The following is a 14,049-nucleotide window of genomic DNA, read 5'->3' as shown; positions in this document are numbered from 1 at the left end:
GCCTCTTGATGGACATGCAAGAAGAAATCTCGGCGCTGGCGATCCTGATCCAGGACCTGCGCAAACACAAAAAGTACACCCTCAAGGAACTGGCGGACAAAATCGGTCGCTCCGTGGGTTTTCTGTCCCAGGTTGAGCGCGGCCTGTCGCGCCCGACCGTGGCGGACTTGACCGCCATCAGCGAAACCCTGGGCGTGCCGACCACCTATTTCTACAGCCTGCCCAAACCCATGGCCTTGTCCTGGGTCACCCGCCCCGACGAGCGCCGCACGCTGTACTACGCCGACGGCATCACCGACATCCTCGTGTCGCCAAAAATGCGCGCGTCCTTTTCGATGCTCGAAAGCCAGCTCGAACCCGGCGCCAGCAGCGGCGACCGGCACATGAAGGACAGCTCCGAGCAGGGCGGTTATGTCCTGGAAGGGGAGCTGACCCTTTGGCTTGACGATAACGAACCGGTGATCCTGCATCCCGGCGACAGCTTTCAACTGGCCAGCCATGCGCACTGCCGCTACGGCAACCTGTCCGACCAACTGACCCGTGTGCTTTGGGTTTACACCTGATAACAACAAGGAACAAAACGATGGATGCTGTGTGCTCTGAACTGCTGGCCGAGGTTCGCAACTTCCGCCACTGCAACCCCGAAGTGCGTTACGTCGATCTGATCTCCCTGGACATTCCCGGGCATTTCTACGGCAAGCGCTACCCGATCGAGATGCTGGAAAAAGTCGCTGCCGGCAGCGCGCTGAAACTGCCGCAGAACTGCGTGCTGCTCGGCACCCAGGGCGGGCTGTTCAAGATCGGTGATTACTGCTTCAACGATGGCGACCCGGACGCGCTGCGCCGTTTGGTGCCAGGCACCTTGAAGCTGGTGAGCTGGGAAAAGCAGCCCTTGGGCCAGATGTTGATCACCTCCGACGGCACCGAAAAACCCATCGAATTCGAACCTCGTGAAGTGCTGGCCCAGGTGTTGAACCGGCTGCATCGTAAAGGCATTTTCCCGGTGGTGGCCTTCGAACTGGAGTTCTACCTGTTCGACAGCCGCTTGAAGGACGGCCTGCCGCAGTTCCCCCGTGATGAGCTGACCGGCGATGCCGACGATCAGCCGAACATGCACATCGAACGCTTGTCGCGCTTCGCCCCGGTGCTCGATGAAATGGTCGAGACCGCACGGGCCCAAGGCGTCGATGCCACGGTGATCACCGCCGAACTCGGCCCGGGCCAGTTCGAAATCAACTTCGGCCATTGCGATGACGGCCTGCGCGCCGCCGACTGGGCCGCCCTGTTCTGCCGCAGTACCCGGGGCGTGGCGCTCAAGCACAACTACCGCGCCAGCTTCATGGCCAAACCTTACTTGCAGCACCCGGGCAGCGGCATGCACGTGCATGTCAGCCTGTATGACCAGGCCGGCAACAACCTGTTGGCGGCGAACGGCCAGCGGGCGCTGCGCCATGCGGTGGCCGGTTGCCTGGAGGTGTTGCCGCACTGCATGCCGATCTTTGCCCCGAACCACAACGCCATGCGCCGCTTGAGCGGCACCGTGAACGTCGCGTCCCGCGCCAGTTGGGGCTTCGAGGATCGCGATGCCTGCTTGCGTATTCCGGAGTCGGACATCAAGAACCTGCGCATCGAACATCGCCTGGCGGGCGCCGATGCCAACCCTTATCTGGCGTTGGCGGCGATTCTGGTGGGGTTGGAGCAAGGCCTGGAAGGGGAGCGCGAGCCGATTGCACCGCTCAACGAAGACCGCAGCAGTGGCATCGATTTTCCGCTGGAAATGCTCGAAGCCGTGCAGTCCATGCAAAGTCATGCATCGCTGCGCGAAGGCTTGGGGGCGGAGTTTGTGGACGTCTATTGCGAAAATAAGCGTCAGGACCATCTGGCATTTCTACATGACATCAGCGCGCGGGAGTATCGCTGGTTCCTGTAGTCGCCCCTAGAAAACATGTGGATATTGAAGGAGTTAGAAGGATTAGTAACTGGATAGTGAATAAAAATATCTTGTTACAGGCCGAAATATTCCGTAATATCCGCGCCGCGTTCACCACCACGGTTTATGCATTTTTAAATCCCAGGCGTCCATCAGCTGCCTGGGATTTTTTTTGCCTGAGATTTAATCGGCCGCTGATTCCAGCATCGGCGCACGCTTGCCGAGCTTCATCAGCCAGTAATAACTCAACGCCGGCACCAGCAACCCGACGATCCACGCCAGATCCACTCCGTCCAGCGCCGTGGCCACCGGGCCGACGTACAGCGTGGTGTTCATGAACGGAATTTCCAGGGCAATCGCCAGCAGGAAACTGCCGCAGGCAATCCGGTTGACCCGCCCGTAGATCCCGTTCAGGTCGAAGATGTCGTCAATCCGGTACTGGCCTTTGCGCAGGCAGTAGTAGTCCACCAGATTGATCGCCGTCCACGGGATCAGGAAGTAGCTCATGAAGAAGATGAAGTTCAGGAAGAAGTTGATGAAGTCGTCCTGACTGATGGTGCACAGGGCCGTGGCCACCAGGCTGATCAGCAGCATGAACACACCGCGTACTCGCGGCGTCACCTTCAGGCGGGCAAACGGCTCGATCACGGTGATGGTCGACATGAACGCGCCGTACAGGTTGAACACGTTGATCGACACCTGACCATAGACGATGAAGGCGAACAGCAGCACCGCGCCAGCGCCGAACAGACCGGCGACGTGCCCGCCGACGTTGCTGGAAAAATCGCCGATGCCGACGCTCAGGATCGCCCCGAGAATCATCATCCATGCGCCACCGCTGACCGTGCCGGCGTAGCTGTACCAGAACACCTGGGCGGTCGGGGTGTTGCTCGGCAGATAGCGCGAATAGTCGGCGACGTAAGGCGCGTAGGACAGTTGCCAGGTCACGGCAATGCTCACCGCCACCAGGAACTTCGACAGCGAGAAGCCGGTTGGCAGCCATTGTTCGGCCGGGATCGGCAACTGCAAGGCGAGCACCGTGGCGGCCACGAACACCACCAGCGACAGAATCGACAGCAGCTTCTGCAAGCGGTGAATCAACCGATAGCCATAAAGTGCGACGACGAAGCACAACGCGCCGATCAGGTAGATGTTGCCGGACATCGGCAGCGGGCTGACGGACTCCAGCGCCTGGGCCGCGAGCAAGGTGTTGCTGACGAAGAAACCCAGGTAGATCAGCATCACGAACAGCAGCGGCAACACCGCCCCCAACACGCCGAATTGCGCCCGGCTCTGGATCATTTGCGGAATGCCCAGCTTCGGTCCCTGGGCCGAGTGGGAGGCCATGAAAATCGCCCCCAGCAACGAGCCGATGATGATCGCCAGCGCACTCCAGAACAGGTTGAGCCCCATCACCACCGGCAACACGCCGGAGGCGATGGTGGTGATGTTCATGTTGGCGCCGAACCAGATATAGAACAGCGAACCCGGCTTGCCGTGGCGTTCGGTCTCGGGGATGAAATCGATGCTTCTTTTTTCGACTTGCATGGCGATCACTCCTGAGTCCGGACGAGGCGGGATTGCAGACGGGCGATGGTGCTTTGCAGCTCATGGGGCTGGTGGGCGAACAGGTCCGGCTGCTCGGGGATCAGGCTGATGTAATCGAGTTGTTGCAGGGCGCGCAGGCACTGTTCACTTGTGAGTATTTCCAGCGCGTAGACCCAGTTGGCCATGATCAGCAGGGCCGAGTAATGCCCGGCCTCGGTGGTCGTGGTGCAGGCATCGCTGACCAGGCGCACGCGATAACCCAGGGCGAAGGCATCGAACACGCTGGTGAGCACGCAGACGTCAGTCAGCACGCCGCAGACGATCAGCGTGTCAACCTCCATTGCCTTGAGTCGGGCATCGAGGTCGGTGCGGTGAAAGGCACTGTACCGGCCCTTGTCGATGATCAATTCACCGGGCCGCGGCGTCAGCGATTCGATGATTTCCACTTGCCGGGTGCCGGCGCGATAACTGCCGGGGCCACCGTCGGCGGCCAGCGGTTCGCCGTGGGGCAGGTCACTGCCGTCGGCCTGATTGATGTGGCGGGTATAGATGACAGGCATCCGCTGATGGCGGGCGGTATCGAGCAGGGCGGCGCTATGGGCGACCACCCTGTCGAAATTTTCCAGGACGAAGCCGTCCTCCTGCTGCATGTCGATGATCAACAGCGCGTTGTTATTGTTCATTGGGCAAACCTGATCAAGGCGAAACACGATGCACCGTACGCGCCATGCAATGGCGAGACGCTGGGTGCGTGATTGGCTGTTCGGGTGGGCTCAGTGAACTGTTTGCCAGAAGCCGTTCTGCTTGGCCGAAACGCTGGCGCGCAGGCGCTTGAAATGCAGGTGCGAAGCGGTCCATCCGCCGCGCAGGTAAGCCCGCGCGGCGCTGGAGGGAAGGGCGAGTGATGGGAGACGACCAGTCATCATTGGAATCGACCCCTGTAGGAGCGAACCTGTGGCGAGGGGGCTTGCCCCCGTTCGACTGCGAAGCAGTCGTAAAACCCATTGCTTGCGGTACGTCAGACACACCGTGGTCACAGGCTGGAGGGCCGCTCCGCAGCCCAACGGGGCGATGCGGCGATCCGACAAGCCCCCTCGCCACATCAGGCTCGCTCCTACAGTTGATGTCGCAGGGCGGCGCATTCAGCGGAACGCTGGCACTACATGCTTGATGAACAGCTCCAGGGATTTTTTCTTCTCCGCGTGGGGCAGGCTGTTATCGCACCAGAAGCTGAATTCGTCGACCCCCAGTTCCTGGTAGTACTTGATGCGCGGAATGATTTCTTCCGGGGTGCCGATCATGGCGGTCTTGTGCAGGCTTTCCAGTTCGAACTCCGGGCGACCGGCGAATTTCTCTTCCGGGCTCGGCGCGAGGAAGCCGTTGACCGGGGTGGTCTTGTTGCCGAACCAGGCATCGAAGGTGCGGTAGAACTTCGAGATCGCCTTGGCCCCGACTTCCCAGCCTTGCGGATCGTCGGCGGTGTGCACGTGGGTGTGACGCAGCACCATCAGTTGCGGGCGCGGCACGCCAGGATTGTTGTCGAGGGCGGCCTGGAACTTGTTCTTCAGGTCGAGGACTTCCTCGTCGCCTTTCATCAGCGGCGTGACCATGACGTTGCAGCCGTTGGCCACGGCGAAGTTGTGCGAGTCCGGGTCGCGGGCAGCGATCCACATCGGCGGGTTCGGCTGCTGGATCGGCTTGGGCACGCTGGTGGAGGTCGGGAATTTCCAGATGTCGCCGTCATGGGCGTAGTCGCCGTTCCACAATGCCCGCACCACCGGAACCATTTCCCGCAACGCCTGGCCGCCGGAGGACGCCGGCATGCCGCCGGCCATGCGGTCGAACTCGATCTGGTAGGCACCACGGGCCAGACCGACTTCCATGCGTCCGTTGCTGATCACGTCGAGTAACGCGCATTCACCGGCCACCCGCAGCGGATGCCAGAACGGCGCGATGATGGTGCCGGCACCCAGGTGAATGGTGGTGGTCTTGCCCGCCAGATAAGCCAGCAGCGGCATCGGGCTTGGCGAGATGGTGTACTCCATGGAGTGGTGTTCGCCGATCCACACGGTGCTGAAACCACCGGCCTCGGCCATCAGCGTCAGTTCGGTCAGGTCTTCGAACAACTGGCGGTGGCTGACGCTTTCGTCCCAACGTTCCATGTGTACGAACAGGGAAAACTTCATGACGCTTACCTCGGATCTTTTGTTGTTGGCCTGTCGACTACGGGCCTGTTGGTTGTTGGTATACCATAATACTAAATTGTAGAAAAATATATTCTGACGAACAGTCCGGATCTCAGTCAGTAAAAGGTAGATCAAGCGCCACAGGTTTTATGTCAGTCATGTGATCGCTTCAGGCCAGAACGGGCAGGGCGCCCATCTTGCCGTGGCAATACACCAGCGGCCCGCTGGTCTGCCGGGGCACGATCAGGTTTTTCACCGCGCCGACCATGATGGCGTGGTCACCGCCTTCATATTCGCGCCACAGTTCACATTCGATGACCGCCGTGGCGTTGGCCAGAATCGGGTTGCCCAGCTCGCTCAACGTCCACTCGATCCCCTGGGCCTTGTCCTTGCCTTTGCGCGCGAAGGCATAGGCTTCGTTCTGCTGGCCGCCGGACAGCACGTGGATGGCAAAACGTTTGTTCTTGATCAGGACCGGGTAGGAATCGGAGCTGTAGTTGGGGCAGAACAGCACCAGGGCCGGGTCCATCGACAGCGAGCTGAAGGCGCTGGCGGTCAGGCCGACGATTTGCCCGTCGTCATCCAGGGTGGTGATCACGGTCACTCCGGACGGGAACGAACCCATGACTTGTTTGTAGATGGCGGCATCGATCATTGGACGGTCCTCGGGTGGTGTGACGCGGTTCTTATGTATTTGTAGGTCTGATGGTATACCGTAATACATCGATTGCAAGGTCTTTTTAGGTGAGCCGATAAACGTATGGCTTCCGTCGGGAACTCAATGATTACGGGGCTTTCAGCTAGCCAGCGCTGGCGTGAATCGGGCAGGATGCCGGCTCAGATGCTTGTTCAAAGACCGGATCAGTCTTGTTTAAAGTTTGGAATACCATAATATGGTTCGCATCTGAGGGGCGGCCAGAGAGTCCCCCCGGTTTGGCTTCATACAAAGATAAGAACAGACAAACTCGAGTTCATGCACATGTCCCAGATGTCCCGGCAAGATCCGTTGATCGAGAACCATACGGTCGACTACGTTCCACTCGCAGAGCGCCACGGGAAGGCCCGCGATCTTTTCACTCTGTGGTTCAGCACCAACATCGCGCCACTGCCCATCGTCACCGGCGCCATGGTGGTCCAGGTGTTCCACCTCAATCTGTTCTGGGGTCTGCTGGCGATTGCCCTCGGGCACATGGTCGGTGGCGTGGTGATCGCGCTGGCGTCGGCCCAGGGGCCGTGCATGGGCATTCCGCAGATGGTGCAGAGCCGTGGTCAGTTCGGCCGCTATGGCGCGCTGCTGATCGTGTTCTTCGCGGCGTTGATCTACGTTGGTTTCTTCATTTCCAACATCGTGCTGGCAGGCAGATCGATTGTCGGCATTGCGCCGTCGGTTCCGGTGCCGGCCAGCATTCTCATCGGCGCCCTCAGCGCCACGGCTATCGGCGTGATTGGCTACCGCTTCATCCATACCCTGAACCGCATCGGCACCTGGGTGATGGGTAGCGCGTTGCTCGCCGGCTTTCTCTATATCTTCGCCCATGATCTGCCGGCGGACTTCTTCACCCGCGGCGGATTCAACCTCTCCGGCTGGCTGGCCACGGTGTCGCTGGGCATCATCTGGCAGATCAGCTTCTCGCCGTACGTGTCGGACTACTCGCGCTACCTGCCGGCGGATATCGGCATCACCCGGCCGTTCTTCGCCACCTACCTGGGCGCGACCCTGGGCACGATCCTGTCGTTCACGTTCGGCGCCGTGGCGGTACTGGCAACCCCGGAAGGCACCGAGGCGATGGCGGCGGTCAAGCAGTCCACCGGTTGGCTGGGGCCGATCCTGATGGTGTTGTTCCTGCTCAACATCATCAGCCACAACGCCTTGAATCTGTATGGCGCGGTGCTGTCGATCATCACTTCGATCCAGACCTTCGCCAGCCAGTGGACGCCCAGCATCAAGGTGCGCGTGGTGCTGTCGAGCATCGTGCTGGCGGGTTGCTGCGTGGTGGCGCTGGGTGCCTCGGCGAATTTCATTTCGCAGTTCATCGGCCTGATCCTGGCGCTGTTGCTGGTGTTGGTGCCGTGGGCCTCGATCAACCTGATCGACTTCTACCTGATCAAGCGCGGCCGCTACGACATCGCCTCGATTTTCCAGGCTGACGGCGGCATCTACGGTCTCTTCAACCTGCACGCGATCATCGCCTACTTCATCGGCATCATCGTGCAGTTGCCGTTCGCCAATACGTCGCTGTATGTCGGGCCCTACGCCAATCTGGTAGACGGCGCGGACCTGTCGTGGCTGGTGGGGCTGGTGGTGACGTGCCCGTTGTATTACTGCCTGGCGACGCGAAGCCAGTCGCAGGAAAGCCGTTCGGCAGCGCTCGGCTACAGCGACTGAGGCAAAAACCTTTCGTGTTCGTCTGAAAATGCCCGGCGCTTTGCCGGGCATTTTTGTCTGCGGTGATTGTTCAGCGGTTCTGGAAAGCTGCCCGGGCACGCTGTACCGACGGCCTGGCTTCAACGCTGTCGTACCAGTGCGATAGCTCTGGTAGCTGTTTCCAGTCCAGTCGATCACGGAACGCTGTGGCAATGGTGAATGCCGAAATGTCGGCCATGGAGAACTGCTGTCCGGCCATGAAGTCGTCCGTCAAAAAGCTTTCCGAGTAGGTGAGCTGTTCAATCACGCGCAGGTCGATGATCGCCGCCGCCTTGTCCTGCCCTGCCTGGTGCAGAAAAAAGGCGGCATGGCTGGGGGCGATGACATCGGTGACGAAAAAGAAGTAGCGGTCGATCACCCGGATACGCTCAGGTCCCGGTTGCGCCGGTGCCAGCGTTCCGGGGGCAATGGAGTCGGCGTACTGGATGATGGCGTTGGACTGGTTGATGACCAGCATCGGCGTTGACCCGTGAACGATCAGGGTCGGCACTTTCCCGGCCGGGTTGAGTGCCAGGAAGGCCGGATCCAGTTGCTCGCGCGCATGAAGGTCCAACCAGCGTGCCGTGTAGGCAATACCGGCCTCTTCAAGCGCAATGGCGGCCCGTAGCGTGTTGCCGGTGTTCGCGCCGTACAGTTCGATTTGATGGTTCATGGGTCATTGCTCTGGTTGGGAGATACCAGCAGCCACCGAACACCGCCGGTGATGTCAGTATGATGAAAATCCGCCGCACCGATATTCAAAAACAGTGATCGTCCATACCTCTGCGCGACAAGCCTTATCCCTCCACGAAAACTACTTTCACGGCGTTTGATAATAGCCTTTCGAAATGTTTTAAGAGTTTCACAAACCAGTCAGTCAACCCTTACCTCGAACGTCCGACGCTTATGTCACTCAGCGAGCGCGCCTGTTTTCGCGCCCGTGTTGAGCGCTGTTGCGTGGGTGGCAATCGGGTCCTGTCTGGCGGTGATACCTCCAAATAACGATAAGAAACACCCAGGAGCACCCTATGTTCAAACGAGCGATTCCCACCGCAGTCTTGCTGGCCACCAGTTCGGTGTGCGCACAGGCGGCTGACACCGCAGGCCATGGTTTTCTCGAAGACAGCAAGGCCAGCCTCTCGATGCGTACCCTGTACTTCAACAGCGACAATCGCGATGGCAGCGCGGCCCCTTCGAAAACCGAAGAAGCAGCCCAGGGTTTCGTGTTGCGTTATGAGTCCGGGTTTACCCAAGGCGCGGTGGGATTCGGGCTCGATGCCCAGGCGTTGCTCGGCATCACGCTGGACAGCGGAGCGGGGCGTCACGTCGGTAGTGGCATGATTCCTTCGGACGGTGACGGCGCGGCCGACGCCTGGAGCAGCTTTGGCCCTACGGCGAAGATGCGCCTGGCCCGGACGGAATTTCGCTACGGCACCTTGCTGCCGAAATTGCCGATCCTTCTGGCGAACGATGCCCGTGTGTTGCCGCAATCGTTCACCGGCGCGCAGGTCACCTCGATCGACATCGATGGCCTGACGTTGACCGGCGGTGTGCTGGAGCACGCGGTGGGGCGCGCCTCGACGGACCGCACAGGCCTGTCGGTCGCCGGCAGCACCCAGGACAGCAACAAGTTTTACTACGCCGGCGGTGACTACAACCTCACCAAAACGCTTAAGACCCAGTACTACTTCGCGCAGCTGGAAGACTTCTACAACCAGAACTTCCTCGGCCTGACGCACATCCTGTCCATCGACAGCGCAAGCTCACTGACCACCGACCTGCGCTACTTCCGCACCACGTCGAGCGGTGCCAACAGCTCTGCCTCGGGCCGTGCGCAAGGTTATCGGGTGTCGGGCTACACCGACGACAACGACGGTGAAATCGACAACAGCACCTGGGCCGCGATGGTCACCTACACCCATGGCGGGCACGCGGTGTCGGTGGGGCATCAACGGGTGGGCGATGGCAGCAACTTCGTCCAGCCCAACCAGGGCAGCCTGGTGGACAAGGGGGCGGGCGGCGGCAGTGTCTACCTGCCCACCGACAAGATGATCCAGAACTTTGCCCGGGCCGGCGAGCAGACCAATTTCGGCCAATACACCTACGACTTCGCGCCCTTGGGCGTGCCGGGCCTGAAAGCCTCGATCGTGTATCTGAAGGGCACGGACATCAAGGCGCAAAACGCCAGCGACCAGTCCGAGTGGGAGCGCGACATGACCCTGGACTATGTGCTGCAGTCGGGCACGTTCAAGGGGGTGGGTTTCACACTGCGTAACGCCAAGTCCAATACCGATGCCGGGCGCAATGTGGATCAGAACCGGTTCATCATCAATTACACCTTGTCGTTGTTGTAATCACGCCACAACCCCTGTGGGAGCGAGCTTGCTCGGGTAGAAACCGGGGACATCCTTTACGTTTTAAACCGGTGCCATCGCGTAACATGGCATTCAGCCTAATCAGTAAGACCCGCATGCAGGCAAGAGCGCGACTTTCGCGCTCTTGCCTCGCTCCCGAAGAGCGTCATAGCGTGCCTTGAAGTCTGGCTGTTTGGACTAACCCTCGGTGACAGGCCTCGCGCCGCTGATCAATGCGGACACCTATTTTGGCCATTTCAATCTCCTTTTGGCCTGCCTCACGCTGTGAACCGGCCACGCCGTCAGCAAGAATCAGACGCGGGTGGCTGAGTCGGCAACCCGCGTTGAAACCACAACCAGAAACTTCACTTCCTTGCCCTTGGCTATTTTCAAGACCGCTGCCGTGTACAGAACATAAAAACCATCGAACTCACGCCACACTTGGGGAAACGATCCATGGACTCAATGAAACGCATACTGGGCGCCACCGTTTGCGGACTGTCGCTGCTGGCCGGTGCGGTGCACGCCGAACAGGGCGAATTGCGGGTGTACAACTGGGCGGACTACATCCTGCCGTCCGTGCCCAAGGATTTCGCCAAGGACACCGGGATCAAGGTGACCTGGGACACCTTCGACACCAACGAGTCCCTGGAAGCCAAGCTGCTGACCGGCAACTCGGGTTACGACCTGGTGGTGCCGTCGAACCAGTTCATCGAAACCCAGATCAAGGCGGGGGTGTTCCAGAAACTCGACAAGTCCAAACTGCCGAACTGGTCGCACCAGGACCCGGCCTTGCTCAAGCTGCTGGACAAGAACGACCCGGGCAACCAGTACGGCGTGCCCTACATGTATGGCACCGTGCTGATCGGCTTCAACCCGGCCAAGGTCAAGGCGGCGCTGGGCGAGAATGCGCCGGTGGACAGCTGGGACCTGGTGTTCAAGCCCGAGAACATGGAGAAGCTCAAGGCCTGTGGCGTCGCCATGCTCGACTCGCCGTCGGAGATCCTGCCGCTGGCCCTGCATTACCTGGGGCTGGACCCGAATAGCCAGAACCCCGATGACTACGAAAAAGCCAAGGCATTGATGCTCAAGGTTCGCCCTTACGTCACCTACTTCAACTCCGCCAAGTACATGACCGACATCGCCAACGGCGATATTTGCGTGGCCATCGGTTACTCCGGCAGCTTCTATCAATTCGGCAATCGCGCCAAAGAGGCGGGCAACGGCGTGGTCGTCGACTGGCGCCTGCCGAAAGAGGGCGCGCCGATCTGGTTCGACACTTTCGCCATCCCGAAAAGCGCGAAGAACGTCGCCGAGGCCCACGAATTCCTCAACAACCTGCTGGACCCGAAAGTCATCGCGCCGATCAGCGACTTCCTCGGTTACCCGAATGCCAACAAGGACTCGCTGGCGCTGATCGACAAGGACATCACCGGCAACCCGAACCTGACACCGACCAGCGAGGCCTTGAAGACGCTGTACGTCGTGCAGCCATTGCCGCAAAAGCTCGAGCGGGTGCGCACCCGGGTCTGGACCAGCATCAAGTCCGATCAGTAACCAAAAAACCTTGTAGGAGCGAGCCTCTGTGGCGAGGGGGCTTGCCCCCGTTCGACTGCGAAGCAGTCGTAAAACCTGCCAATGCGTTTTTCCAGACAGGCCTCATTGTTTGGTTTTGGGGCCGCTCCGCGACCCAACGGGGGCAAGCCCCCTCGCCACATAGGCTCGTTTCCGCAGGTTGTACGGTGTGGGGCTCAGCGAAAAAATTCCCCTGGTGTTTCGCCGAATTGCTGACGAAACGCTGCGATAAACGCCGACGTCGAGTCGTAGCCACAGGCCAACGCGACGTCGGTCACGCGCTCGCCCTGTTCCAGTGGCGTCAGGGCGCCGAGCAGGCGCAAGCGCTGGCGCCAGGCGCGAAAGGTCAGGCCGGTGTCGCGCAGGAACAGGCGGCTGAGGGTTTTCTCGGTGACGCCGAATTGGTCGCTCCAGTGACTGAGGGTGGTCTGTTGCTCCGGGTGCGACTCCAGGCTTTGGGCGATTTGCCGCAATCGGCTGTCCTGGGGCAGGGGCAGCATCAAGTCGATCTGCGGTGCTTGCGCCAACTGATCCAGAATCACCTGGGCCAACCGACCGTGGGGGCCCTTCTGATCGTATTCCACCGGAATCTGACTGAAGGCACGGATCAACTCGCGCAACAAATCGCTGACCCCCAACACATGACAGCCCGGCGGCGCCCATGTCGAGACGCTGCAATCGATGTACAGGCTGCGCATTTCCGTGCGCGGCGAGCTGAACACCCGGTGCGGCATGCCCGCCGGAATCCACACCGCGCGCTCCGGCGGGGCGACGAAACGCCCGGCGCCGGTCTGTATTTCGAGCACGCCCGCAATCGCGTAGGAAAGCTGCACCCACGGATGGCTGTGGCGCCGGGTCAGGGCGCGATTGGGCAGCGATTCGGTACGGCCATAGAGCGGTCGTGGCAGGCTGGACAGCCCGGGAATACTGCGTCGAACACTCTTGTCATGTCCTTTAGGCGGCATCAGCTGGCTCATCGGCGTTAGTCGGTAACTCCCAGTCACGTTAGAGTCGCTTTCACGTACTGGCAACCCCCGGATGATCAACCCCATGACTCGCCCCCGTCTGTTACCCGACAACTTCACCCTGACCCTGATCGGCGTAGTGACGCTCGCCAGCCTGCTGCCTGCCAGCGGCCAGGTCGCGGTCGGTTTTGGCTGGCTGACCAACATCGCCATCGCGCTGCTGTTTTTCCTGCATGGCGCCAAGCTGTCCCGCGAATCGATCATCGCCGGTGCCGGGCACTGGCGCCTGCATCTGCTGGTGTTCAGCCTGACCTTCGTACTGTTTCCGCTGCTCGGCCTGGCGCTCAAGCCGCTGCTGTCGCCGCTGATCGGCAACGACCTGTACATGGGCATGCTCTACCTCTGCGCGTTGCCCGCCACGGTGCAGTCGGCGATTGCCTTTACTTCGCTGGCGCGGGGCAACATCCCGGCGGCGATTTGCAGCGCGGCGGCGTCCAGCCTATTCGGGATTTTTCTCACGCCGTTGCTGGTGACCCTGCTGCTGAACGTGCACGGCGAAGGCTCCTCGACCCTCGACGCCATCCTCAAGATCAGCGTGCAGTTGCTGCTGCCGTTCATTGCCGGGCAGATCGCGCGGCGCTGGATCGGCGACTGGGTGGCGCGCAACAAGAGCTGGTTGAAGTTCGTCGACCAGGGTTCGATTCTGCTGGTGGTCTACGGCGCGTTCAGCGAGGCGGTGATCGAGGGCCTCTGGCACCAGATTCCGTTGCTGGATCTGGTTGGGCTGGTGCTGGTCTGCGGTATCGTTCTGGCGCTGGTGCTGGTGGCCGCGACCGTGCTGGGCAAGGCATTCGGTTTCAACCAGGAAGACCGCATCACCATTCTCTTCTGCGGTTCGAAGAAAAGCCTGGCGACCGGCGTGCCGATGGCACAGGTGCTGTTTGCCGGTAGCACCATTGGCTTGCTGATCCTGCCGCTGATGCTGTTCCACCAGATTCAACTGATGGTCTGTGCGATGTTGGCGCAGCGTTATGCCAATCGACCGGAATCGATTCCGGAACTGATGGCCCAGGTAGATCCCTGATTC

General features: G+C 60.5%; 13 protein-coding genes. 6 read left to right on the top strand and 7 right to left on the bottom strand.

Annotation, left to right across the window (positions count from 1 at the left end):
• Nucleotides 1–8 precede the first annotated feature (8 nt).
• Together AABM52_RS18615 and AABM52_RS18610 are read left to right on the top strand one after the other, a co-directional pair.
• A complete protein-coding gene (locus tag AABM52_RS18615) occupies nucleotides 9–563 on the top strand; it encodes an XRE family transcriptional regulator (protein WP_347907370.1) in 555 nt (184 codons plus the stop codon).
• 20 nt (nucleotides 564–583) lie between these two features.
• A complete protein-coding gene (locus AABM52_RS18610; RefSeq protein WP_347907369.1) occupies nucleotides 584–1,930 on the top strand; it encodes a glutamine synthetase family protein in 1,347 nt (448 codons plus the stop codon).
• A gap of 183 nt (nucleotides 1,931–2,113) precedes the next feature.
• On the opposite strand, the gene AABM52_RS18605 is transcribed toward AABM52_RS18610, so the two are convergent.
• The 5 genes from AABM52_RS18605 to AABM52_RS18585 all read right to left on the bottom strand — a co-directional run bounded on the left by AABM52_RS18605 (nucleotide 2,114) and on the right by AABM52_RS18585 (nucleotide 6,319).
• Nucleotides 2,114–3,478, bottom strand: a complete 1,365-nt coding sequence (locus AABM52_RS18605; RefSeq protein WP_347907368.1) for a cytosine permease — start codon at nucleotides 3,476–3,478, stop codon at nucleotides 2,114–2,116.
• A 5-nt stretch (nucleotides 3,479–3,483) separates the two neighbouring features.
• The gene (locus AABM52_RS18600; RefSeq protein WP_347907367.1) at nucleotides 3,484–4,161 is read right to left on the bottom strand and encodes an isochorismatase family cysteine hydrolase; all 678 of its coding nucleotides are present in this window, start codon (nucleotides 4,159–4,161) and stop codon (nucleotides 3,484–3,486) included.
• Nucleotides 4,162–4,251: 90 nt separating this feature from the next.
• Entirely contained in the window at nucleotides 4,252–4,401 is a 150-nt protein-coding gene (locus AABM52_RS18595) for a hypothetical protein (RefSeq protein WP_347912714.1), read from the bottom strand.
• 219 nt (nucleotides 4,402–4,620) lie between these two features.
• Entirely contained in the window at nucleotides 4,621–5,664 is a 1,044-nt protein-coding gene (locus AABM52_RS18590) for an LLM class flavin-dependent oxidoreductase (RefSeq protein WP_007982502.1), read from the bottom strand.
• Between the two features lie 169 nt (nucleotides 5,665–5,833).
• Entirely contained in the window at nucleotides 5,834–6,319 is a 486-nt protein-coding gene (locus AABM52_RS18585) for a flavin reductase family protein (protein WP_223533798.1), read from the bottom strand.
• A gap of 324 nt (nucleotides 6,320–6,643) precedes the next feature.
• Here AABM52_RS18585 and AABM52_RS18580 point away from each other — a divergent pair, with 324 nt between their 5' ends.
• Nucleotides 6,644–8,050: a cytosine permease gene (locus AABM52_RS18580; RefSeq protein WP_347907366.1), complete on the top strand. Its 1,407-nt coding sequence runs from the start codon at nucleotides 6,644–6,646 to the stop codon at nucleotides 8,048–8,050.
• 70 nt (nucleotides 8,051–8,120) lie between these two features.
• Here the strand turns inward: AABM52_RS18580 and AABM52_RS18575 are convergent, their stop codons facing one another.
• Nucleotides 8,121–8,741, bottom strand: coding sequence for a glutathione S-transferase family protein (locus AABM52_RS18575; protein WP_347907365.1), 621 nt, complete (start codon nucleotides 8,739–8,741; stop codon nucleotides 8,121–8,123).
• Between the two features lie 355 nt (nucleotides 8,742–9,096).
• Here AABM52_RS18575 and AABM52_RS18570 point away from each other — a divergent pair, with 355 nt between their 5' ends.
• Both AABM52_RS18570 and AABM52_RS18565 read left to right on the top strand, forming a co-directional pair.
• On the top strand, nucleotides 9,097–10,422 hold the full coding sequence (locus AABM52_RS18570; protein WP_347907364.1) for an OprD family porin: 1,326 nt from the start codon (nucleotides 9,097–9,099) through the stop codon (nucleotides 10,420–10,422).
• 456 nt (nucleotides 10,423–10,878) lie between these two features.
• Entirely contained in the window at nucleotides 10,879–11,979 is a 1,101-nt protein-coding gene (locus AABM52_RS18565; RefSeq protein ID WP_347907363.1) for a polyamine ABC transporter substrate-binding protein, read from the top strand.
• Nucleotides 11,980–12,173: 194 nt separating this feature from the next.
• On the opposite strand, the gene AABM52_RS18560 is transcribed toward AABM52_RS18565, so the two are convergent.
• Nucleotides 12,174–12,962, bottom strand: a complete 789-nt coding sequence (locus AABM52_RS18560; RefSeq protein ID WP_347907362.1) for a helix-turn-helix transcriptional regulator — start codon at nucleotides 12,960–12,962, stop codon at nucleotides 12,174–12,176.
• An 85-nt stretch (nucleotides 12,963–13,047) separates the two neighbouring features.
• Between AABM52_RS18560 and AABM52_RS18555 the strand changes: the two genes are divergently transcribed.
• A complete protein-coding gene (locus AABM52_RS18555; protein WP_347907361.1) occupies nucleotides 13,048–14,046 on the top strand; it encodes a bile acid:sodium symporter family protein in 999 nt (332 codons plus the stop codon).
• The last annotated feature ends 3 nt before the right edge of the window (nucleotides 14,047–14,049 follow it).

Source organism: Pseudomonas grandcourensis (assembly GCF_039909015.1).
In the GTDB taxonomy this organism is placed as follows: Bacteria; Pseudomonadota; Gammaproteobacteria; order Pseudomonadales; family Pseudomonadaceae; genus Aquipseudomonas; species Aquipseudomonas grandcourensis.
Note: the sequence above shows the minus strand (reverse complement) of the source record. Positions and strands in the feature narration are given on the sequence as shown.